The 22,767-nt window shown below is 67.4% G+C and carries 20 protein-coding genes and 1 pseudogene; 9 read left to right on the forward strand and 12 right to left on the reverse strand.

Going from position 1 to position 22,767, the window contains the following annotated elements; all coding sequences use genetic code 11:
* Window positions 1-15: 15 nt before the first annotated feature.
* From JNK84_RS19785 to JNK84_RS19810, 6 genes are read right to left on the reverse strand one after another with little or no spacing between them, the layout of a single operon-like run.
* Window positions 16-1,602, reverse strand: a complete 1,587-nt coding sequence (locus JNK84_RS19785) for a hydantoinase B/oxoprolinase family protein (RefSeq protein ID WP_293427158.1) — start codon at window positions 1,600-1,602, stop codon at window positions 16-18.
* Complete coding sequence (locus tag JNK84_RS19790) at window positions 1,599-3,602, reverse strand: hydantoinase/oxoprolinase family protein (RefSeq protein WP_293427161.1); 2,004 nt, start codon at window positions 3,600-3,602, stop codon at window positions 1,599-1,601. The genes JNK84_RS19785 and JNK84_RS19790 overlap by 4 nt, the downstream gene beginning before the upstream one ends.
* 38 nt (window positions 3,603-3,640) lie before the next feature.
* Window positions 3,641-5,284, reverse strand: coding sequence for a dipeptide ABC transporter ATP-binding protein (locus tag JNK84_RS19795; RefSeq protein ID WP_293427164.1), 1,644 nt, complete (start codon window positions 5,282-5,284; stop codon window positions 3,641-3,643).
* Window positions 5,281-6,126: an ABC transporter permease gene (locus JNK84_RS19800; protein ID WP_293427167.1), complete on the reverse strand. Its 846-nt coding sequence runs from the start codon at window positions 6,124-6,126 to the stop codon at window positions 5,281-5,283. The genes JNK84_RS19795 and JNK84_RS19800 overlap by 4 nt, the downstream gene beginning before the upstream one ends.
* On the reverse strand, window positions 6,123-7,154 hold the full coding sequence (locus JNK84_RS19805) for an ABC transporter permease (RefSeq protein WP_293427170.1): 1,032 nt from the start codon (window positions 7,152-7,154) through the stop codon (window positions 6,123-6,125). The genes JNK84_RS19800 and JNK84_RS19805 overlap by 4 nt, the downstream gene beginning before the upstream one ends.
* A 3-nt stretch (window positions 7,155-7,157) precedes the next feature.
* Complete coding sequence (locus JNK84_RS19810; RefSeq protein WP_293427173.1) at window positions 7,158-8,795, reverse strand: ABC transporter substrate-binding protein; 1,638 nt, start codon at window positions 8,793-8,795, stop codon at window positions 7,158-7,160.
* 763 nt (window positions 8,796-9,558) lie between these two features.
* Here JNK84_RS19810 and JNK84_RS19815 point away from each other — a divergent pair.
* From JNK84_RS19815 to JNK84_RS19850, 8 genes are all read left to right on the forward strand, one after another.
* Complete coding sequence (locus JNK84_RS19815) at window positions 9,559-10,017, forward strand: (2Fe-2S)-binding protein (RefSeq protein ID WP_293427175.1); 459 nt, start codon at window positions 9,559-9,561, stop codon at window positions 10,015-10,017.
* An 11-nt stretch (window positions 10,018-10,028) separates the two neighbouring features.
* Window positions 10,029-12,203 carry a xanthine dehydrogenase family protein molybdopterin-binding subunit gene (locus tag JNK84_RS19820; RefSeq protein ID WP_293427178.1) on the forward strand — a complete coding sequence of 725 codons (2,175 nt, stop codon included), beginning with the start codon at window positions 10,029-10,031 and terminating at the stop codon, window positions 12,201-12,203.
* Window positions 12,203-12,640 carry a sulfur oxidation c-type cytochrome SoxX gene (soxX, locus tag JNK84_RS19825; protein WP_293427394.1) on the forward strand — a complete coding sequence of 146 codons (438 nt, stop codon included), beginning with the start codon at window positions 12,203-12,205 and terminating at the stop codon, window positions 12,638-12,640. Before JNK84_RS19820 ends, soxX begins: the two co-directional genes overlap by 1 nt.
* A 4-nt stretch (window positions 12,641-12,644) precedes the next feature.
* Window positions 12,645-13,124 (forward strand): thiosulfate oxidation carrier protein SoxY, encoded by a 480-nt coding sequence (locus JNK84_RS19830; RefSeq protein ID WP_293427180.1) that lies wholly within the window; start codon window positions 12,645-12,647, stop codon window positions 13,122-13,124.
* Window positions 13,125-13,128: 4 nt separating this feature from the next.
* The gene (locus JNK84_RS19835; RefSeq protein ID WP_293427183.1) at window positions 13,129-13,458 is read left to right on the forward strand and encodes a thiosulfate oxidation carrier complex protein SoxZ; all 330 of its coding nucleotides are present in this window, start codon (window positions 13,129-13,131) and stop codon (window positions 13,456-13,458) included.
* Window positions 13,455-14,204 carry a sulfur oxidation c-type cytochrome SoxA gene (gene soxA, locus JNK84_RS19840; RefSeq protein WP_293427186.1) on the forward strand — a complete coding sequence of 250 codons (750 nt, stop codon included), beginning with the start codon at window positions 13,455-13,457 and terminating at the stop codon, window positions 14,202-14,204. Before JNK84_RS19835 ends, soxA begins: the two co-directional genes overlap by 4 nt.
* A gap of 113 nt (window positions 14,205-14,317) precedes the next feature.
* Window positions 14,318-15,076, forward strand: coding sequence for a type I methionyl aminopeptidase (gene map / locus JNK84_RS19845; protein ID WP_293427189.1), 759 nt, complete (start codon window positions 14,318-14,320; stop codon window positions 15,074-15,076).
* 87 nt (window positions 15,077-15,163) lie between these two features.
* Window positions 15,164-15,286, forward strand: coding sequence for a hypothetical protein (locus JNK84_RS19850; RefSeq protein ID WP_293427192.1), 123 nt, complete (start codon window positions 15,164-15,166; stop codon window positions 15,284-15,286).
* 45 nt (window positions 15,287-15,331) lie between these two features.
* Here JNK84_RS19850 and JNK84_RS19855 read toward each other — a convergent pair whose 3' ends face one another.
* Complete coding sequence (locus JNK84_RS19855; RefSeq protein WP_367272368.1) at window positions 15,332-16,087, reverse strand: SDR family NAD(P)-dependent oxidoreductase; 756 nt, start codon at window positions 16,085-16,087, stop codon at window positions 15,332-15,334.
* Between the two features lie 105 nt (window positions 16,088-16,192).
* Window positions 16,193-17,281 (reverse strand): ABC transporter substrate-binding protein, encoded by a 1,089-nt coding sequence (locus JNK84_RS19860; RefSeq protein ID WP_293427195.1) that lies wholly within the window; start codon window positions 17,279-17,281, stop codon window positions 16,193-16,195.
* 286 nt (window positions 17,282-17,567) lie between these two features.
* Between JNK84_RS19860 and JNK84_RS19865 the strand changes: the two are divergent.
* Window positions 17,568-18,973 (forward strand): annotated as a pseudogene (locus tag JNK84_RS19865) (aldehyde dehydrogenase family protein).
* A 12-nt stretch (window positions 18,974-18,985) separates the two neighbouring features.
* Here the strand turns inward: JNK84_RS19865 and JNK84_RS19870 are convergent.
* The 4 genes from JNK84_RS19870 to JNK84_RS19885 form a co-directional block, all read right to left on the reverse strand.
* Entirely contained in the window at window positions 18,986-19,759 is a 774-nt protein-coding gene (locus JNK84_RS19870) for an enoyl-CoA hydratase/isomerase family protein (RefSeq protein WP_293427201.1), read from the reverse strand.
* Between the two features lie 65 nt (window positions 19,760-19,824).
* The gene (locus JNK84_RS19875; protein WP_293427204.1) at window positions 19,825-21,069 is read right to left on the reverse strand and encodes a Zn-dependent hydrolase; all 1,245 of its coding nucleotides are present in this window, start codon (window positions 21,067-21,069) and stop codon (window positions 19,825-19,827) included.
* A gap of 8 nt (window positions 21,070-21,077) precedes the next feature.
* The gene (locus tag JNK84_RS19880; RefSeq protein WP_293427207.1) at window positions 21,078-21,959 is read right to left on the reverse strand and encodes an alpha/beta fold hydrolase; all 882 of its coding nucleotides are present in this window, start codon (window positions 21,957-21,959) and stop codon (window positions 21,078-21,080) included.
* 10 nt (window positions 21,960-21,969) lie between these two features.
* On the reverse strand, window positions 21,970-22,752 hold the full coding sequence (locus JNK84_RS19885; RefSeq protein ID WP_293427210.1) for an SDR family oxidoreductase: 783 nt from the start codon (window positions 22,750-22,752) through the stop codon (window positions 21,970-21,972).
* Window positions 22,753-22,767: the final 15 nt, after the last annotated feature.

Below are 22,767 nucleotides of genomic sequence, written 5' to 3' on the forward strand. Positions count from 1 at the left end.
GACGCGGCAAGGTTACTAGACCCGCGTCGCCGGATCTCCGAATCCGCCGCCGCCGCACCCCTCAAGCGTGACGAGATCGCCGGCTTTCAGCAACAGGTTTGCCTTGCCCGCGAGCGGCTCCCGGGCGCCATCGCGCTCCAGCGTGACGACATAGGGCTTGCCGGGTTCGCCGCCGCTGAGGCCGTATGTCGGCATGACCGTGCGCTCGACACAGGTCGTCAGCCACATCGAGGGAGCGAGCACGCGGTAGCTGCGAATGACGCCGTCGCCGCCCTTGTGGCGCCCTCTCCCGCCCGAATCCCGCCGGATGGCCTGGCGCTCGACCCGGATGGCATAGTTCGCTTCAATCACCTCGGCGGGTGTGTTCGAGGTATTGGCCAGATGAACCCTGGTCGCCGGGCATCCGTCGCGATCGTGCCGAGCCCCCTCGCCGCCGCCGTGCACCTCGTAGAGCATGCGCCAGGACTGATCGGGCATGGGCTCGGCGAATGCCAGAAGACCCGAGGTCGCCGGGCCGCCTGCCGAGAGCTTTTCGGGAATGACCGATTCCATGGCGAGGAAGATCGCATCGACCACGCGCATCGACGTCTCGTGGTTGCCCGCCGCCACGGCGGCGTTCCAGCCGGGCTCGAGAATGGACCCCGGGCGCGTGATGATCGTGATCGGCCGCAACGCTCCGGCATTCTGCTGCATGTCGCGACCGCTCATGATGCGCGCCGCATAGACGACAGCGGAACGGGCGATGAAGGGCGTCGTGTTGCAGAAGGTCGCGACCTTGTCCGCCGATCCCGACAGATCGAAGGTCGCTTCGTCGCCGCGGATCTCGATCCTGACGTGGATGCGCGAGGGCTCGCCGTTCGGTCCGCCATCGTCGAGGAAGTCCTCGCCCTCGTAGACGCCGTCCGGCAGGTCGGCGATAGCCGCCCGCATCTCGGCCTCCGAGAGGTCGTGCAGCCGCGCCATCGTGTCGACGAAGGTCTGCGTGCCGTACTGCTCGCACATCTCCCGGATGCGCCGCTCCGCGGCGGTGGTCGCGGCGAGCTGCGCCATCAGGTCGCCTTCGCAGGAGACGGGATCGCGGACATTGGCGAGGATGAAGTCGAGAACCGGACGATTGACGCCGGCGGAACTGGCAATGGGCAGAGGCGGGATGCGGATCGCCTCCTGGAAGGTATCGACGGCGCGCGCGAGGTAGCTCCCCGGCCAGGTCCCGCCCACGTCGGGCCAATGGGCGAGGCTGAGCGCGAAGGCGATCAGCTTGCCGTCCACGAAGACCGGTCGCGCCACCTTGACGTCGTTGAGGTGGTTACCGCCGAGCGCGCCGACATTGTAGATGATCGCGTCGCCCTCTTTCATGCCGCTGGCCGGGCACACCTTGAGCAGTTCCCTGATCGTATAGGCCATGGCGCCAAGGTGGATGGGAATGTCACGCCCCTGCCCCACCAGGCCGCCCTCGGCATCGGTGATGGCGGACGACAGATCGCCGGCCTCGCGCAGCAGCGGCGAGCGCGCCGAGCGCGTCATGACAAGACTCATCTCTTCGGCTGCCGCCGAGAGACCATGACGGATCACCTCGACGACGAAGGGGTCCAGCGTGCTCATGCCGCGCTCCGGTTCAGGAAGAGGTTGCCGAGATCGTCCGCGCGCGCCTGCCAGCCCGGCGGAACCACGACGGTCGACCAGGCATCCTCGATGATGGCCGGGCCCGAAACCGTCGCCGCCAGGGTTTCGCGAGCTATAATGGCGGTTGGCACCGGCCGGCCGCCCTCGAAGACGCAGTCGCGCACGCGTTCGGTGACCGGCGGGCGACCGACATCGGGCCGCGAGAACGCGGTCATGGATGCCTTGACCGCCTGCACGCGCACGGACTCGATGACGCATGACTCGCCGGTGGCATAGCCGAAGAGCTGCTGGTGGCGGTTATGGAAGTCCGCCTCCAGCGCCACGATGTCGAGCGGCATGGCAAAGCCGATCGGAATGCTGTCGCTTTGCGCGGCATAACGCATCAGCGCCACATGCTCGATGGCGATGTCGCGCTCCGCTATGCCATTGGCGATGAGCGGCGTGGTCGCCTCCCTGACCAGTTCGCCGACACGTTCGGCGAAGGCTGCCTGCGGGAAGCCGTTCAGCGGCATCCTGACGGTTCGCTGTTGGAGAAAGCTGAAGTCGGCGGTCAGGCAGCCGAGCGCCGAGAAGGCGCTAGAAGCGGCGGGCACGACAATTTCCTTGAGCCCGTAGATGTCGGCGAGGCCCGTCGCATGCATCGGGCCACCACCGCCAAAGGCGAGCAGCGTGCAATCGCGGCCATCGACACCGCGCTCGACCGTGACGCGGCGCAGGGCGCGCGCCATCGACGCATTCGCGACCTTGACGATGCCGAGCGCCGTTTCGGTCAGGCCAAGCCCGAGCGTTTTCGCGATCGGGGCGATGACCCGGCGGGCGGCCTCGACATCCAGCTGGATCGTATCCCCGAGGCGAGCTTCGGGATCGAGATAGCCGAGCACGGCATTGGCATCGGTGATGGTCGGCCGGTCGCCGCCCCGGCCATAGCAGGCAGGCCCCGGCACGGAGCCGGCGCTCTTCGGTCCGACGGTCAGTCCGCCGGGTCCAAGGCTGACGATCGACCCGCCTCCCGCGCCGATAGAGTGCACGGCCAGCATGGGCTGGCGCAGCGGACGCCCGCCCATCATGCGGGTGTCCGTCATTTCCGCAGCACCGTCGACGATCAGGCAGACATCGGTCGTGGTTCCACCCATGTCGAACGTGAGAACACGGGGACGACCGAGGTCCCGCGCGAGGCGCGCCGATGCCGAAACACCTGCGGCGGGGCCGGACATGGCCATGACGAGAGGGCGGCGCTTCACGGCCGGGATCGGCACCATGGCGCCGGCCGAGTGAAACACCTGCAAACCCGCGCCCAGCGGCAGCTTCTCCTCGAGCTCGGTAAGGTATTCGACCGCGATCGGCATCGCAGCCGCATTGAAGGCCGTCGATGACGCGCGCTCGTATTCGCGCGCCTCCGGATTGATCTCGTGCGACACGCACAGATGCGGCACGACGCCTTCGAGACGCTCCGCAAGCATCTTCTCGTGGACAGGGTTCGCGTAGGAATGCAGCAGGCAGATCGCCACGCTCTGCACCTCGTTGGCCTTCAGCCAGGCAATGAGGCGCTCGATTTCGGCTTCGGGCAGGGGCTCGACGACGACGCCTGAGTGATCGAGGCGCTCCTTCACCCCGAAGCAGAGCGCTGGCGGTACCAGCGGCGGCGCCTTCGGACGGATATCGAGGCGATAGAGTTCCTCGCGCCGGTAGCGCGCGATCTCCAGCACGTCCTCGAAGCCGGCCGTGGCCACCAGCGCCACCCTGGGAAGCCGCTCCTCGACGAGAGCGTTGGTCACCCGCGTCGTCCCGTGCACGAAGCGGCGGACGTCGGCGGCGCCGAGTCCCACGGCGGCGAGCGCCTCGAGCATGGCACGCACGGGCGCGTCCGGGCGCGAGGGCACTTTCGCGATGCGGGTCTCGTTGCTCGCGGACTGGACGGCGATGATGTCGGTGAACGTGCCGCCGATATCCGTGCCGATGTCCCAAACCCTGGTTTGCACGTTCGTCTCCTCGATGAGGTTCACTTCGGCCGGCCTTGTCAGCCGGCCAGCGCCCGCTGGGGCTCGAAATGCGGAATGGCGTCGAGCAGTTCGCGGGTGTAGGCCGCCTGGGGAGCGGCGAAAAGCTCCCTGCTCGCTCCCTCCTCGACGACGGTGCCCTGGCGCATGACCACGATGCGCTCGCACATCATGCGCACCACGTTGAGGTCGTGGCTGACGAACAGGAACGACAGGCCGCTGTCCCGGCGCAGATCGTCGAGCAGCTTCAGCACCACCGCCTGCACGGACACGTCGAGAGCAGCCGTCGGCTCGTCGAGCACGAGCAGGCGCGGTTCGACCGCGATGGCCCTCGCGATGCCGATGCGCGCCTTCTGACCGCCCGAGAGCTGGTGCGGGAAGCGCCCGAGCAGGTCGCGCGGCAGTCCGCAGCGCTCGGCTGCTTCCTCGACGCGCCGCCTCAGCTGCGCCGCGTCCTGCGGCTTCACCAGACGCTTCACCGGATGGGCGATGCAGTCGAAGGCGCTGAACCGTGGGTTCAGGCTGTCGTGCGGGTCCTGAAAGACGATCTGGATATCCCGCCGGCGGGGCGAGGCATGGAAGTCCCGCGCGGGAATGGCCCCGATATCCTCGCCGTCGAACAGCAGCCTGCCGCCGTCGTGGTCGACGAGCCGGCAGATCATGCGCGAGATCGTGCTCTTGCCGGAGCCCGACTCGCCCACGAGCCCCAGGCTTTCGCCACGACCGAGCTTCAGCGACACGCGATCGACGGCCGCGACGTCGCCATAGCGCTTCACCAGGCCCTCGGCGTCGAGCAACGGCGGCGTTCCGCGCTCACGGGCGATCGCCGGGCCGGGCGGTCGCGGCGCTTCGCCCACGAGATCGTCGACGGTCGATTCGAAGGTCGGCGAGGCCGCGACAAGCCTGCGGGTATAGGGATGCTGCGGATTGCCGAAAAGCTCCGCCGTCGGCGCCCGCTCGACGACCTTGCCCTCCTGCATGACGACGACGTCGCGACAATAGCGAGCCGCAAGACCCAGGTCGTGCGTGATCAGGATCAGCGCCATGTTCCGCTCGGCCGTCAGCTGCGCCAGCAGGTCCATCACCGTCTTCTGCGTCGTCACGTCGAGGCCGGTGGTCGGCTCGTCCGCGATGAGCAGGGCGGGATCGCAGGCCATGGCCATGGCGATCATCACGCGCTGGCACATGCCGCCGGAAAGCTCTTCCGGATAGGCGTCGAAACGGCTTGCCGCGTTACGGATCCGCACCGCCTCGAGCAGTTCCAGCGCCCGCGCGCGCACCTGCGCCTTCGGCAGGTTCTGGTGGGCCTCGATGGCGTCCATGATCTGCCGGCCGATGCCACGGATCGGGTTGAGCGCGGACCTGGGGCTCTGGAACACCATGGAGATCGCGGCGCCGCGCAGGCTGTTCATCCGGGACGACGGCGCCCTGGTGATGTCCTCGCCCCTGAACAGTATCCTCCCCGAGGGAATGCGCGCGGACCGGTCGAGGAGCTGCGTCACGGCATAGGCGGTCACCGACTTGCCCGAGCCGCTCTCGCCGACGATGGCCAGGGTTCCCCCTTGCGCGACCTCGATGTCGACGCCGCGCACGGCCTCGACGATTCCGCCGCGCGTCGAGAAGGAAACCCTGAGGTCCTCGACCTTCAGAAGCGGCTCGGTCATGTCCGCATCCTCGGGTCGAGAATGTCGCGCAGGCCGTCACCGAGCAGATTGAAGCAGAGCACGGCAAGCATCAGGGCGAGGCCGGGAAAGGCCACCAGCCACCACTGGCCGGTGCCGATGAAGCGCGCGCCCTCCGCGACCATGATGCCCCATTCGGGCGTCGGCGCCTGGACGCCGAGGCCGAGGAAGGAGAGCCCGGCGGCATTGAGGATCGCCCAGCCGAGATTGAGCGATATCTGCACGGCCATGGCGGGTAGGATGTTCGGCAGCAGGAAGCGCAGGACGACGGCGGCATCGCTGTCGCCGCCGGCGCGCGCCGCCTCCACCCATCCGGCATGGCGCCTGACATTGACCTCGGCGCGGGCAAAGCGAATGTAGAACGGCAGATTGATGATTGCGGTCGCGATGATGATGTTCTCGACCCGGTTGCCGAGCGCCGCCACGAGCGCCATGGCGAGGACAAAGAGCGGGAACGCCATGAGCACGTCGACGAGCCGTCCCACCCAGCGGTCCAGCCTGCCGCCGACATAGCCGCAGAAGCTTCCGATGACGGCGCCCGCGACGAAGGACAGGCTGACCGCCGCGGCCGCGATCGTCAGATCGAGGCGGGTCGCGGCCAGGAGACGGCTGAAGATGTCGCGCCCCAGCTGGTCGGTCCCCGCCCAGTGAGCCGCCGATGGCGGCTTCAGCGCGTTGGAGACATTCGACGCGACCGGGTCGTAGGGCGCGATCCACGGGGCCAGGACGGCGACGGCGACCAGCAGGAAAGTGCCGGCGGCGGCGAAAGCCGTGACCGGGTTGCCGCGCAGCACCCAGCCAGCGTGCCTGAGAGTGCTGCTCATTCGACTGTTACCCTCGGATCCGCGATGCCGTAGAGCACGTCGATGGCGAGGTTCACCATCACGAAAATGGCCGCGATCAGCAGAACAAAGCCCTGCACCGGCGCATAGTCGGACGCCAGCAGCGCATCGAGGGCATAGGAGCCGATGCCGGGCCAGGAAAAGACCTTCTCGACCAGCACATTGGCGCCCAGCATGGTCGAGAACACGATGCCGATGATGGTCAGCACGGGCAGCATCGCGTTGCGCAGCGCATAGACGATGACGACCCGCCAGCTGCTCATGCCGACCGACCGTGCCGTTCGGATGAAGTCGCCGCCGAGCACGGCGAGCAGGGAAGCGCGCGTCATGCGGGCGAGCGGCGCCAGAACGAACAGCGCCATGGTGAAGGCTGGCAGGATCAGCTGGCCGAACGCAGCCCGCCATCCCGCGAAGTCGCCCACCATGAGGAAATCGATCAGCAGGAAGCCCGTGATCTCCGGCGGCTGGGCCGCGAAGATGTCGATCCGGCCGGTAGGATCGGGGGCAAGGCCGAGGAGGTAGTAGAAGACGTAGATCAGCAACAGGCCGGAGACGAAGGTTGGCACGCATACGCCGAGCGTGCAGACGAAACGCACGCCGTGATCGATCAACGAATTCGGCTTCAGCGCCGCGACGATGCCGAGCGGGATCGCGAGAGTCAGCGCGATGATCAGCGCGAAGAAACTGAGCTCCAGGGACGCCGGAAGCCGCTGGGCAAGATCGGCCAGCACCGGCTGGCCAGTGGTCATGGACCGGCCGAGATGGCCGGTCGCGATGTCATAGAGGTAGCGGACGAGTTGCTCGTACATCGGCCGGTCGAGACCCATCTGGCGGCGCAGCTCGTTGATCTCCTCCTGTCCGGCATTGGGGCCGGAGGCGAAGAACGTTGCCGGATCGCCCGGCAACACGCGCATGAGCAGGAACGTGAAGACGACGACGCCCAGAAGCGCCGGCACCGACGCTCCCAGCCGCTTCACGACTCTCCTGCCGATGTTCTTCGCCGCCGACATCGATCAGGCCCGCACGAGGTCCCGATAGTCCACCTGACGATGGAACCAGTAGGTGTAGCCACTGATGTTCCGCGCCATGACCGCATCCTGGTTGGGTTGCCAGAGCATCACCGTCGGCACCTCCGTGGCGGCGATGGTGATCATGCGCTTGCAGGCGGTGGCATATTTGGCCGGATCGGTTTCGAACCGCGCGGCCTGGACGAGACTGTCCATTTCCGCGTTCTTGAAGCCGCTGAAATTCCAGCGGTGCTCGCCGCTGAAATAGGTCCGCAGGAAATAATCCGGGGCCGGCAGCCAGGCGGTTCCCGACTCCATGAACAGCGGCAGGCGTCGCTCGACCTGAAGAGTGACGAACTGGGCATCCGGCATTTTCTGGACGGTCACCTCGATGCCGATCTTGGCCAGAGCCTCCTTCACCAGAACCGCCGCCGGCTCCGCCGCCGACGCCGCGCCGGCAGCGAAGGAGAAGGTCGTCTGCAGACCGTTGGGATATCCAGCCTCGGCCAGGAGGGCCTTGGCCTTCGCCAGGTCGGTATTCAGCGGCAGGCGCTGCGGGAAGGCCTCGGTCGGAACCTCGGTCCAGCGGGCGCCGAACAGCCGCCGTCCACGACCGAACAGGGCCGCCTTGAACATGTCCTCGTAAGGCAGGGCCGCGGCGACCGCCTGACGCACCTTGGGATTGTCGAACGGCGCGAGGCGCGTGTTGAAGACGATGCCGGTGAAACCGTTGGTTTGCGGCACGGCGACCAGCTTGATCCGCCCGCGCTGTTCCAGCGCGTCGATGTCGCTGGCCTGAAGGTCGATCGACAGATCCGCGTCGCCCCGCTCCAACAGGTTGGCGCGGGTCGCAGCCTCCGGCACGGTCTGTGCGATGACGCGGCGGAAGAACGGCAGCTTGCCTTCGGGACCGTTCTTCCAGTTCTCATTCCGCCGCAGCACGGTCTGCTGGCCCGGGCGGTGGGTCTCGACGATATAGGCCCCGCCCGCCGCGGTGTTGTCCTTCAGCCATGCCAGAGCCCAGGGGTCGTCGCTGGTCGCGTGCTTCTTGGCCAGCACGCTGTTGAACATCGGCGACAGCGGGATGGACAGGTTGGCGAGCGCGAGACGGTCGGGACGGTCGAGCGAAACCTCGACGGTCCGGTCGCCGACGATCTTGAACTGCTCGGGCTTCGTCAGGGATCCGGATGCGACCTGGGCCGCGGCCAGGGACTTCGCCGATACGGCGCGGTCGAGGGACCATTTGACGTCGGCGGCGGTGACCGGCGTGCCGTCATGCCAGGTCGCGCCCTGCCGCAGATGGAACGTGAAGGTCCGCCCGTCGGCGGAGCGGTCGACCTTCTCGGCCAGTTCGCCACGGATATTGTCGAAATCGAAGGTCCACTGACCTTCCACCTCCTTGCGGCCGAACGAGCCCAGGCGGTCGTAGATGCTCATGCCCACCCCGAACGCCTCGCGCGTCGATCCGGGAACGGTCGCGTCGAGCGAATTGATCGTGCCGGCCATGACGTGGCGAAGTGTCTCGGACCGCGTCTGGGCATCGGCGGACCGGACGGAAGCAGGCAGGAGCGCTGCGCCCGCAGCGGTGGCCAGCGCGGCTTTCAAGCCTTCACGGCGGGTGATTTTCGGAGAATTGGGTTTCATCGATCACGTCCCTCTGGCTGATTGGTTGCTTGGCGCGGTCTAACACGCAGTGTTTTTCTTCTGGCTCATCGGACCGCACCATGCACTGGCCATGGAAGGTCCAGATTTGAAGCAAAGCCGTGAGCCAGAGGCAAATGCTCAGATGTCAGATCTGGCTTCGCACACGGATCGGCACCGAGCGCCCCCGCTGACCGGACTGTCCGCCGGTTTCCTCGCCTGATTCAGCCAAGAACCCCTCCCGTCACGCATCGGTTTCGCGCGACACAACCGACGGGAACAACGGCTGCAAGAGTGTGGAGGAACGCGGTGCTGACGCGGCGATGGCTTCGGCGCGTCAGCCGGGTCACACGCGGGCCACGAAGCGATCGACGTCAACGGCGATCGACGTCAACGGCGACCGCCACATTCACCAAGCACGCCTTTGGAAATCGCAACAGACAGGGGGCGTCATCTGACCTCGTGTCTGACGCAAGCGGGGCCGCCGATTTGCAGGGAGCCGGGAGCCGGGCCTGGGCTGGCGCGCGGTTCGGTGGAACGGGCTGCGCCTCTGCGAGAGCGCGGGTCCGCAAGGCGACCGAAGACTCTATGCAACCTTGCTTCATTCGCGACCATCACCCGCAGGACGCAACGGCGCACAATCACCGCTCGCAACAAAGTGACCTGCCCGCGCCGGCAACCGGGTTGTATTCGAACTTCGCTAATTGTGGACTGGTTCCAAACAAGAGGCTGCCTCCAAGGTCCGGTTCAGAGCGGGAGACGGCGCGTGGCGAAACTCAACATCAACGGCCAGGTGGTCGAGATCAGCGCAGCGGACGATACGCCGCTGCTCTGGGCGCTGCGCGAGCAGGCAGGGCTGACCGGCACGAAATATGGCTGCGGCGTTGCCGCCTGCGGGGCCTGCACGGTGCATATCGACGGGCTGGCGACGCGCTCCTGCGCCATGCCGATCAGCGCCATCACCGAAAGCCAGAAGATCGTCACGATCGAGGGCCTGTCGCCGAACGGCATGCACCCGATTCAGGTCGCCTGGCGCGATCTCGACGTGCCGCAATGCGGCTATTGCCAGTCCGGAATGATCATGGCGGCGGCCGCCCTGCTGGCCGAAAAGCCCAATCCCACCGATGCCGACATCAATGCGGCGATGACCAATATCTGCCGCTGCGGGACCTACAATCGCGTGCGCGCCGGCATCAGGCAGGCCGCCGGCGTCCGGCAGGGTTGAGGGGAAGCGCCATGACACTCATCGACAACGTCGCCCCCACCCGTCGCTCCGTGCTGAAGGCCGCAGCCGGCCTTGCCGTCGGCTTCTACCTGCCGGCGAAGGACGCGCTGGCGCAGGCCGCCCCGCCTGCCGCCGCGCCTGAGATCAACGCCTGGGTGGTCATCCGCCCCGACGATACGGTGGTGCTCCGCATGGCCCGCTCCGAGATGGGACAGGGCACCCGCACCGGCCTCTGCCAGATGATCGCGGAGGAACTCCATTGCGACTGGTCGAAGATCGTCACGGAATATGTGACGCCGGGCCAGTCGCTGGCGCGCAACCGCGCCTGGGGCGCCTTCCTCACCGCCGGCAGTCAGGGCATCCGTCAGAGCCAGGATTACGTGCGGCGCGGCGGCGCGGTGGCGCGCACCATGCTCATTCAGGCCGCAGCCGACGCCTGGGGCGTACCGGCCGCGCAATGCACGGCCAAGGACAGCCTCATCACCCATGCCGCCTCCGGTCGCTCGGTGCGCTACGGACAGGTCGCCGCCGCGGCGGCCCGCCTCACTCCGCCGCAGGATGTCGTGCTCAAGGAGCCGAAGGACTGGACGGTCATCGGCCAGTCGGTGAAGCGGCTGGACACAGCCGCCAAGACGACGGGTTCGCTGATCTATGGCTCCGACCTGAAGATGCCGGGAATGCTGATCGCCGTTCCCAGGGAATGTCCGGTCTTCGGCGGCCGCGTCGCTTCCTTCGACGCCACCAAGGTCACCTCGATGCCGGGCGTGAAACATGTCCTGAAGGTGGGGGACACGGCAGTCGCCGTGGTCGCCGAGACGTTCTGGCAGGCGAAGACCGCGCTCGATGCGCTGCCGATTGAATGGAACTACGGGGCGAACCGCGCCGTGTCGTCGCAGACCATCGACGCCATGCTGACCGAAGGCCTGAGCGCGTCGGAGGCCTTCGTCGGCAATTCCAACGGCGACGCGCGCGCCGCCATCGCAGCCGCGCCACGCAAGGTGGAGGCGGTCTATTCCTACCCCTTCCAGAACCATGCGCCGATGGAGCCGATGAACGCCACGGTGGTCTGGACCGCGACGCGCTGCGACGTCTGGTGCCCGACGCAAAACGGCGAGGCGGCGCTGGTCGCAACCGCCGCCGCTGCCGGCCTGCCGCAGACATCCTGCGACGTGCACCGTGTCGATCTTGGCGGCGGCTTCGGCCGGCGGACGACCCACGACTGGCTGACGCAGGCGGTGCTGATCGCGAAGCAGGTTCCGGGGGTGCCGATCAAGACCCAGTGGACCCGCGAGGAGGACATGGTGCAGGGGCGCTATCACCCCGTCACCAAGTGCAAGCTGACCGGCGGGCTGGACGCGCAAGGCAACCTCACCGGCCTGCACATGCGCATCTCCGGACAGTCGATCCTCTCCTACGTGTTCCCAACCGCGCTGCAGAACGGCCGCGACCCCGTGCAGTTCCAGGGGCTCAATGCCGGCGGCAACGACAGTCAGATCGGCTATTCGTTCCCGAACCTGCTGATCGACCATGCGATGCGGAACACGCATGTACCGCCGCACTTCTGGCGGGGCGTCAACCACAACCAGAATGCCATCTATCTCGAATGCTTCCTCGACGAGCTGGCGCATGCGGCCGGGCAGGATCCGCTCGCCTTCCGCCGCAAGCTGATGGGCAATCATCCCAAACACCTGGCGGTGCTGAACGCGGTGGCCGAGCGCATCGGCTGGAACACACCCCCGCCCGCGGGCGTCCATCGCGGCATCGCCCAGCAGATGGGCTTCGGCAGCTATGTGGCAGCGGCGGCCGAGGTCTCGGTCGATGCCACAGGCAAGCTCAAGATGCACCGCATCGTCGCGGCGACGGATTGCGGCTACGCGGTCAATCCGCGCCAGATCGAGATGCAGGTGGAGGGTTCCTTCGTCTATGGCCTCTCGGCGCTGCTCTACGGCGAGTGCACCGTGAAGGACGGCCAGATCGTCGAGACCAATTTCGACACCTACAACGTGCTGCGCATGGACGAGATGCCGAAGGTCGAGACCATCGTCATGCCATCCGGCGGGTTCTGGGGCGGCGTTGGAGAACCAACCATCATGGTGGCCGCGCCGGCGGTGCTGAACGCCATTTTCGCGGCGACCGGCAAGCGCATCCGCACCGTGCCGCTCAAGGACCAGAACCTGCGCGCGTGATGCGGGTGGGCGCGACGCTTCTTGCCTTCTGCCTTGCGGCCCCCGCCGTGGGACAGGAGGTTGCGCGCTACGCGGTGACTGGCGATGCCGTCGAGGCGCCGCTCGCAGGCCTCTCGGGCGATGCCGCGCGCGGCGCCCGCATCGTTCGCAACAGGGAGACCGCGAACTGTCTAATCTGCCACACCGTGCCGGATCCCTCGGAAACCTTCATGGGCGAGATCGGACCGCCGCTCGCCGGCGTGGCATCGAGGCTGTCGGCCGGTCAGATCAGGTTGCGGCTCATCGATCCGACCGAGGTGAACCCGACCGCGACCATGCCCGCCTATCACCGGATTGCAGGTCTCGTTCATGTCGAGGCACGCTATCGGGGCCGCCCGGTCCTCTCGGCACAGGAGATCGAGGATGTCGTCGCCTATCTGTCGAGCCTGAAGGAGTGAGACCATGACGGCACACCGGGATCACCCGGCGATCGTTCTGTCCCGGCGAACGGCGATCGCGGCCACGGCAACGGCGGCGCTGCTGCCCCGTCTGGCAGGCGCGCAGCCCGCCTCCGGCGAGACCTTCGCGGCAGCCGAACAGGCGATCCTTGCGGGCCGCGTGCCGGTGTCAGCCGGCATCTTGCTCGACACGCCCCCTCTCTCCGAGAATGGCAATTCCGTCGATCTGACGATCAGGATCGACAGCCCGATGACCGTGGATGACCACGTGTCCTCGATCTATGTGCTGTCGGAAAAGAACCCGTTCCCGCGTGTCGCCGCGTTCCATATCGGCCCGCGAGCCGGACGGGCGGAGGTGGCGACGCGCATCCGGCTGGCGGAGACCCAGTCGATCGTCGTCCTCGCCGAGACGAGCAAAGGCGTCGTCCACCGGGGCACGCGGGAGGTCATCGTCATTCTCGGCGCCTGTGTGGACGGAGGCTGAAGCCATGGCCAGCGCCACCATTCCCGCGAGGATCACCATGCCGGCCGAAGCGCGCCGCGGCGAGATCATCGAGATCCGCGTGCTCGTTCGCCACGCCATGGAGCGGGGCCTCGACGCGCCGGGCCTGAGGCCCGTGCCGCGCAGGATCATCCACACGTTCCGCGCCTCCTACGGGAACGAGGAAGTGATGCGGATGGAACTGTCGCCCGGCATCGCCGCCAACCCCTACATCGCCTTCACCACCGTGGCGACCGAGACCGGCGAGTTCGTCTTCGAGTGGCTGGAAGACGGCGACGTGACCTACGAGCGCCGCCAGACGCTGACGGTCGCATGAGGCTCGCGGCTGTCGTCGCGGGATGCCTGCTGGCGGCGGCAGCGAGCGCGGGCGAGGTGCGGGCACCCGCGACCTTCCTCTCGCCTGATCTTCGCGCGCTGCAGGAAGACGCCTCCCGCCATCCCGGCTGGTTGTGGGTCGACGAGGGCGAAGCGCTCTGGAGGGCCACGCCGGCCACGGCGAGACCCTCGTGCCAGGGGTGCCACGGGGACATCGCGTCGATGCGCGGGGTCGCCGCCCGCTATCCCGTCGTGGCCCGCGACGGCACACTGCTCAATCTCGAAGGGCGGATCGAACGCTGCCGGACGCAGAACCAGAACGCACCGGCCTTCGGCTACGAGAGCGACGCACTGCTGTCCCTCACCGCCGCCGTCGCGCTGCGCTCGCGTGGCATGCCGGTTTCCGTCGCAACCGATGGGCCGGCCGCGCGCTTTCTCGCGGAGGGCCGGCGCTTCTACGAGACGCGACAGGGGCAGCTCAACCTCGCCTGCGGCCAGTGCCATGACGAGAATGTCGGCCGGCGTCTGCGCGGCGACGTCGTTTCGAGCGGACTTGGCACCGGCTTTCCCGCCTATCGGCTGGAATGGAACACGATGGGTTCGCTGCACCGTCGCCTGCGCGCTTGTTCGCTCGGCGTCCGGGCGACCCAGTTTCCCTACGGCTCCTCGGAATATCTCGCACTGGAGCTCTATCTCGCGGCGCGCGCCGGAGGCTTACCGGTCGAAGCGCCCGGCATTCGTCGCTGACCGACCGGCCATGAGCCGTCGCGCCGCGCCGGAATGAACTCACCGGCGCGCTCGCGAAGTCCGAAACGGGCGACGGTCTTGATCGGTGGTGCAGGGCGTTCTACGGACACGTCATGACGGTTTCGAGCGAAGACGAACTGGCGGCCCTGAAAGGGATTGGGCGCATTGTTGCCGATACGCTGGCCGCGATGGGCCGCGCCATCGAGCCCGGCATGACCACGCTCGAGCTCGATCAGTTCGGACGGAAGCTGCTGGAAAGTGCCGGCGCGCGTCCGGCGCCGGAACTCGCCTACGACTTTCCCGGCGCGACCTGCATCAGCGTCAATGAAGAAATCGCGCACGGCATTCCCGGTGTCCGCCAGATCAAGCCGGGCGACCTGGTCAATATCGACGTCTCCGCCGAGAAGGGCGGCTACTTCGCCGATACAGGCGCTTCGTTCGCCGTGCCGCCCGTGGCCCGCAACGTCGAGCGCCTTTGCAGGGACGGCCGCAGGGCCATGTGGGCCGGTCTGGGGCAGGTCGGGGCTGGCCGGCCTCTGGCAGGCATCGGGCAGGCCGTCGGCAGCTTCGCGCGCAAGCACGGCTATACGCTGGTGCGCAATCTCGCCAGCCACGGCGTCGGCCGCTCCCTGCACGAAGAGCCAACGGAGATCGCGACCTGGCCCGACCCTTCCGAGCGCCGCATCATGGCCGACGGGATGGTGTTCACGGTCGAGCCCTTCCTCTCCCTCGGCGCCGAGCTTGCCGAAGACGGCGAGGACCCCTGGACGCTCTACAGCCAGCCTCGGGCCCTCACGGTCCAGTATGAGCATACGGTCGTGGCGACGCGGAACGGACCGCTGATCGTGACCATGCCCGGTCAGCAGGGATAAGCTGCAGCCGCCGAAGTCCAGTTCCAGCAGTTCGCCAATTCCGGCTTCACCGTCTTCGGCGCCCGCGCATCCATCCACACGGCGCTGATGACGCTCGGCGTCGAGACGCGGCTTCGCGACGGCATGAGAGCATCGCTCGCGCTCGACGGCGAAGCCGGCGACCGGTACCGCGCGATGCGCGCGAGCGTCGGTCTCGGCAAGGTCTGGTGAGCGCAGGGCATCCGCGGGCCTTGCCCATGAGTCGACCGAGAGGACCTACGCCACCATCACGCTGCCGCCGGAGGGCGACAGCGTCTGTCCCGTGAAATAGCCGGCCTCGTCGCTTGCCAAAAACACCGCCGCGGGAACGACGTCGTCCACGGTTCCCGCGCGACGCAGAGGATAGGCCGCGACCGCCGCGCGGATCGCATCGTCGGTCATTCCCGCGGCCAGTTCCGTCTGGATGATGGCCAGGGCGATGGCGTTGACGCGGATGCCCGTCGGCCCGAGCTCGCGGGCCAGCGCCTGCGTGAAGCCGATCATGCCGGCCTTGGCTGCCGACAGATGCGTGAAATTCGCCGCGCCGCTGACGCCGAAACTGCCGGACATGTTGATGATGGAGCCCCGCCCCCGCGCGATCATGTGCGGCACGGCAAAGCGCGAGCATAGAAACATGCCGCGCAGGTGAACCGCGATCATCTCGTCCCAGACCTCGATCGGCATTTCAGCCAGCGGCCTGGCATTGAGGAGCCCGGCATTGTTGACGAGGACATCGATGCTGCCGAACCTTGCAAGCGTCGACCCGACCATGGCCTCGACCGCGCCGGCATCGGTCACATCGGTCGCGCATATGTCCACCGCATGGCCCGCCCGATCGATTTCGCCCGCCACGCGACGCGCCACGTCGATGTCACGGTCGGCGATCATGACTCGCGCGCCTTCAGCGACGAAGCCTGCGGCCATCGCCCTTCCGATACCGCGCGCCGCGCCGGTTATGATGGCCACCCGGCCACCAAGTCGCTGGTTCGACACCGGTCTGCTCCATTGGTCGCAGGGAAACGACAAGTGATCGCATGGAAACGACAAGCCCGAGGGAGGTCCCTCGGGCCGGTCGCGCAATCGTCCCGTGGCGCTGGATCAGACGAGATATTTCTGGAACTGCTGCGAGCGGGCGCGCGCGGCGGCCAGTTCTTCCGCCGTGAACTTGACCTTGCCGGCGAAGCGGTTGGTCACCAGCGCGTTGAGGTCAGGGCGGGTCGCGCCTTCGCCAGCCGCATACTGCATGACGAAATCGGCCATGGTGGAAACCTTGGCCGGATCGGAATAGCCGAAGCCGTGATCGGTCAGCTCCGGCACCAGATTGGTCAGGTTCACGAGGCCGAGCCCGATCCGCGAGTATTCCTTGCCGGTCGAGGAGATCGATACTTCCGAATTCGCCTTCAGGAAGATGTCGATGGACTCGTCGACGTTCGTCTGGGTGAACTTCACGGCCTCCATGGCGCCCTGCACGAAGGCCTCGCAGAGCGCGGCGTCGCGCTGCAAGCGCTGGGGCTGCGTGGTCAGCGCCTGGCCGTAGAAGTCGATCCCGACGCTCTTGAACAGCATGAAGCGCACGTCGGTGCCGAGCGGCGCGAGCGAGGGTACGGTGCTGGTGGCGAAAGCGGACACGGCGTCGACCTGCTTTTCCGCCAGCGAGCGCTCGCGCACCTTGCCGTCCAGCTGAATGATCTGGACCTTGGCGAGATCGAAGCCGGCCTTGGCGGCATAGAGAGGCAGGAACGGATACTCGCCGGACGTCACGCTGGCGCCGAGGCGCTTGCCCTCGAGGTCCTTCGGCGAGCGGATCGGCGAATCCGCGCGAACGCCGACGCCCATCAGCACCTCGTAGTTGATCTGCCCGATGCAGGTGATCGGCAGCTTGCGGGCCGCCTGGATGATCACCGTCGGCGTCGGCGCCATGCCGAAGTCGAACGTGCCCGCGCTGACCGCCTGCGCCGCCGAGTTCGACCCCGAGCCACGCGCGACGCTGACATCGAGGCCGGCATTTTTCCAGAAGCCCTTGTCGCGTGCGACATAGGCGAAGAGGTTCGGACCTTCCGGCAGCCATGACGTGGTGAAGCTGACCTTGGCAGCGCCCTGCGCAACGGCGGGCGAGGCGAGCGGCAGGCCTGCCGCGACCGCGCCGAGCCCCATGGTCTTGATGGCCGTGCGTCGAGAAATCGTCATGACCTGGCTCCCTTATGATTGCGCCTGGATGCGTTCGATAGGGAAGCTTTTCTCCGCGCGTGCTCGCGTGCAAGCGAAATTATGCCAGTTTCATAATTTCGCATGCACTTGAGTCATATGCCCAATCTTTCCGCTGTTTCGGCCAGACACTGCGAGCTACGATGCCAACGTCGCATTCCTTCGCAAGCGGAATGCATGCCACAAGTTAAATCATACATTCCATTGCCTACATTTTGGCATGCAACCTTGGGAAGCTGCGCATGCGGAACGCAGATCAGGATCGATCATGGCGGACAGCCTGTTGAGCGCCAGCGGCCTCCCTCCATCACCGGCGCATCACTATGCCGGGCGGTGGCAAACTCCGCTGCATCCTGAAACGCTGCCGGTCTTCTGCCCTGCTACCGGTAGCGAGCTCACCCTGAGCGCCGCCGCAGGCCCCGCCGATGTCGCTGCGGCCTGCGCGGCGGCAAGCGCCGCCCTACCCGCCTGGTGCGCCATGGATGCGCTGGACTGGGGCCGCATCCTGCGCCGCCTTGCCGACCTGGTCGCCAGTCGCATCGACATGCTGGCCGCGCTGGAATCCGCGACCATCGGCCGCCCGCTGCGCGAGATGCGCGCGCAGATGGGCCGCATTCCCGAATGGATCGAGTATTTTGCCGGCATCGCGCCCGGCCTCGAGGCCGAGGCGAAAACGCTGAAGGGCCATCTCCTCAGCTATACGGCCTACGAGCCCTACGGTGTCTGCGCGCTGCTGACGCCCTGGAACCATCCCATCCTCATTCTGGTCAAGAAGCTCGCGGCCGCGCTCGCTGCGGGCAATGCCTGCATCGTCAAGCCGTCGGAGCTAGCGCCGATCTCGACCCTCGTCTTCGCCCAATGGTGCGCGGAGGCGGGACTGCCTGCCGGCACGGTGAATGTCGTCGTCGGCGACGGGCGAGCCGGTGCGCTGGTCTGCGCGGCGCCGGAGGTTCAGCGCATCGATATGACGGGCGGCACGGCGACGGGACGGCGCGTCGCGGCCGCCGCGGCCGAGCGGCTCGTGCCCTGCACATTGGAACTCGGCGGCAAGACCCCCTTCGTGGTCTTCGAGGACGTCGATGTGGCGGAAGCGGCCGCGGGCGCGGTCTTCGCAGCGTTCATCGCCGCAGGACAAACGTGTGTCTCCGCGTCGCGCCTTCTGGTGGCGCGGCCGATCTACGAGGCGTTCAGCGAGGCGCTTCGCGACCGCGTCGAGGCGCTGCGGGTCGGCAACCCCGCCGACGCGGCAACCGATGTCGGACCGGTCATTTCCGCTGCATCGAAGGCGCGCTCCCTCGGCCATATCGACAAGGCCCGGGCGGCGGGCGCTCCGATCCTGGCCGGCGGTGCGCTGCCGGAGCTTGGGGCGGCGTGCGCGGGCGGCTATTTCGTCCCGCCGACCGTGTTCCGCGATGTCGAGCCGCACATGGACCTGTTCCGGGAGGAAGTGTTCGGGCCTGTCATCTCCGTCACGCCGTTCGACACCGAAGCCGACGCTCTGCGGCTCGCCAACGATCCCCCTACGCGCTCGGCGCCTCCATCTGGACCCGTGATGTCGGTCGCGCCCACCGCATGGCGCAGGCGGTGCGCGGCGGCATGGTCTGGGTCAACGACCACCACAAGAACGACCCGCGCTCGATCTGGGGCGGTTTCGGCGACAGCGGCTACGGCTGAAGGGACACCGCGTCAGCGTCCGGTCCAGACTGCCGGGCGCTTGGCCACGAAGGCTTCGACGCCGTTGCGGAAATCGTCGCTGCCATAGCAAAGGCGGATCAGGTCATCGCCGTCGATATCCGTCGCGGTGAGGCGGCGGACCGCCTCCTTGGTCGCGCGCATGGTGAGCGGCGCGTGCCCGGTGAGCCGCCCGGCAAGGTCGGCGGCGCGGCCATCGAGGTCCTCCGGCGCGACGATGGCGCTGAGGAACCCTCCGGCAAGCGCCTCATCGGCGGACAGCATCTCGCCTAGCAGCAACATGCGCTTGGTGCGCGCGGGGCCGAGCTCCGCCAGCAGGCGCGCATGGTTCTCGATGGACAGACAGTTGCCGAGCGTCCTCGCGATGGGAACGCCGAACTGCGCGGCGGGCGTGCCGATCCTCACGTCGCAGCAGGCCGCGATGGCGAGGCCGCCGCCGACGCACCAGCCGTCGATCACCGCGAGCGTTGGAACCCTGATCGCCTCGATGGCGGCAAGGATCGCCTCGATCCGTCGCTCATAGGCGATGCCGTCCTCGCCTGACCGGAAGGCGGCGAACTGGGCGATGTCCGTGCCGGCGATGAAGGCCTTGCCGCCGGCACCGCGAAGCACGACTGCTCGCAGGGTCTCATCGGCGTTGACCGCCTCGCAGATGGCCGCGAGCTCATCATACATCGCCCAGGTCATCGCATTGCGTGCCTGCGGGCGGTCGAAGAGCACATGACCGACGGCGCCGTCGCGGCGATAGCGCGTGATGCCCTGATCCATCGAATGCTCTCCTCTGCGGGGCCTGGCTACCGCCCGCACATCTCCCGACGCGGGCCAGAGACCTATCACGCTCGGTTGGCGAGATCCCAGACCACGTCAGTCAGCACCTGCGCACCGGCCGTCAGATGCTCGGGCTCCGTCCATTCGTCGGGATTGTGCGAGATGCCACCCCGGCAGGGCACGAAGATCATGCCGGCCGGGCAGACATAGTGCAGCTGGCGTGCGTCATGGCCGGCGGCCGAATAGACGTCCATGTGCGGGACCCCCCGCGCGGTTGCCGCCGCGGCGATCGCGGCCCGTATGGAGGGCGCGAAGTTCAGCGACGGCGAATGCTGGATCTGCTGCAGGTCCACGGCGCAGGGCCCCCTGTACCGTTCGACGATCGCCCGAATCTCGGCATCGACCCGGTCGACGACGGCATTGTCGGGATGGCGCAGATCGACCGAGAAATAGACCTCCGCCGGCACGACCGAGGGAGCGTTGGGCGTCACCCTCATCATTCCGACGGTGATGAGCGTGTCGTCCGGTTCCATCGCGGCCTCATCCATGGCCTGGATCATCCTGACGGCCGCCATCATGGCATCCTTGCGGTCCCGGCGCAGGGCCGTGCCGGCATGGGCGGCCTCGCCCGTCACCCGAATGCGGTAGCGCCGCGTACCCTGAATGCCGGTGACGACGCCGAGCGGAATGCCTGCTGCCTCCAGAACCGACGCCTGCTCGATATGCGGTTCGACATAGGCGGCGATCGGGAAGCCGAACGGACGCTGCGGCACATCGACATCGCCGGCAAGGATCGCGGCGACGGCCTCGCCGATCGTGACCCCATCGGCGTCGCGGATCGGCAGCACCTTGTCCAACACCTTGGTACCGGTGAACAGGTCGGAGCCGGTCATGCCCGGCGCGAAGCGCGATCCTTCCTCGTTGGTCCAGGCGACCACTTCGACGGATCGCAGGGGCCGCCCGCCCGCAGCCACCATCGCCTCGACGGCTTCCAGCGCGGCGAGCACGCCGAAGACGCCGTCGAACCTGCCGCCTGTGGGTTGCGAGTCGATATGGGACCCGGCGACGACCGGATCGAGCGAGGGGTCCTGTCCCTCGCAGCGCAGGAACAGGTTCGCAGCCGCGTCGGTGAACGGCTTCAGGCCAATGGCACGGCCCCAGGCGACGACTTGCGCCCTCGCCTCGCCCTCGATGGGAGACAAGGTCGGCCGATCGACGCCGCCATCGGCGCGCGCGCCGAAACGTGCAAGCTCCATGTGGCGCGCCCAGAGGCGTTCGCCATCGACGTGGTCGGAAAGGCGCTGCGACACGGCCGGCCTCAGTCGGCACGCATGATCTGCGCGGGATTGGCGCGCGGGTCGCGCGGCCCCCAGCGGCCGGCCTCGACCTGCGCGATGAACTCCGACAGAAGGCGGTTGAACAGTTCCGGCTCCTCAAGGTTCAGCGTATGGCCGGACTTCGGGAAGACAGCGAAGCCGCAGCGCGGCACCGTGCGCTTCAGGAACAGACCCGGCTGGATGCAGTGATCGTCCTCGTCGCCGGTCATCACCAGCAACGGCGCCTGCATGGCGCGGAACTCGGCCTCCAGATCATAGAGCGATGGGCGCTGCATCTGCACGCCGCGCATGGTGTTGGCCGCGCCTAGCGAGTCGTGCTGGCCGAGCCTGTCGGCGAACAGCTTCCAGCCGCGCGGGTCCTTGTCCTGGAACTGCACGCGCGATGCGCCTTCCGCGTAGGTCGGGGCGAAATCCCTGGCGCCGCGCTCCTGGAAGTTCTTCGCGACCTGCTCCGAAATGCCCCTGAAATAATCTTCATGGGCCTTTTCGGCACCGTAGCCGGCGCCGGCCGCGACCAGCGACAGGACCCGTCCGGGATGGCGCAAGCCGACATGAAGGGTCGCAAAGCCGCCCATGGAAAGCCCGACGATATGGGCTTTGTCGATGCCGGCGGCGCTCAGAACATCGACGATGTCGTCGGCCGCGCGCGCTTGCGAATAGCGCGCGATATCCGTCGGCACTTCGGAGGGCGGGAAGCCGCGCGCGGCGAAGGTGATGCAGCGGTGCCGGCGCGCGAAGAAATTCATCTGCGGCTCCCAGCTCCAGTGGCTGCCGCCGAACTCGTGGACGAAGATGATCGGCGTTCCGGCGCCGGCCTCCTCGTAGAACAGTTTCACGCCGTCGCTGGCGGTGGCGAATGCCATGGCGCCCTCCTCAGATCACCGAGCGCCGCGAGGCGATGCCACCATCCACCGTGAAGATGGTGCCGGACGTGTAGCCGGAACGGTAGGAGGCGAGGAAGACGATGAGGTCGGTGACCTCGTGGACATGGGCCGGGCGCTTCAGCGGATAGCGCTGCTCCAGTTCCTTGTAGCGATCGGAATCGCCCAGCCAGTCGGCGGCGCGCTTCTTCAGCATGTTGTAGATGCGGTCGGTATCGACCGGCCCCGGATTGACGCCGACGACGCGGATATTGTCGTCAAGCGAGTGGCCGCCCATGGCGCGGGTGAAGGCCATCAGGCTGGCATTGCCGGTGGTGCCCGCGACATAGGCGGGATCGAAAACCTCACCGCCATTGCCGATATTGTTGATGATGACGCCGCCGCCGCGCGCCTTCATGCGAGCATAGATCTGGCGCGTCATGTTGATGTAGCCGAAGACCTTCAGCTCCCATCCCGCGCGCCATTTGGCCTCGTCGACATCCCAGAGCGAGCCGCTCGGGATGACGCCGGCATTGTTGACCAGCACGTCGACATCGCCGGCCGCTTCCGCCAGCTTCTCGGCCGAGCCCGCATCGGTGAGGTCGAGCGCGTGGACGGTGACCGAGACGCTGTGCCTCGCCTCGACCTCGCGCTTCAGCTGTTCCAGCTTGTCCGCCGATCGCGCCGTGACATGCAGGTTGCAGCCCTCTTCGGCAAACGACCCGGCAAGACCATGGCCGATACCCTGAGACGCGCCCGTGATGAGGACGGTCTTGCCCTTCAGCCCCAGATCCATTTGAAAATCTCCACG

Origin of the sequence: Phreatobacter sp. (genome assembly GCF_016793595.1) — a bacterium.
In the GTDB taxonomy this organism is placed as follows: domain Bacteria; phylum Pseudomonadota; class Alphaproteobacteria; order Rhizobiales; family Phreatobacteraceae; genus Phreatobacter.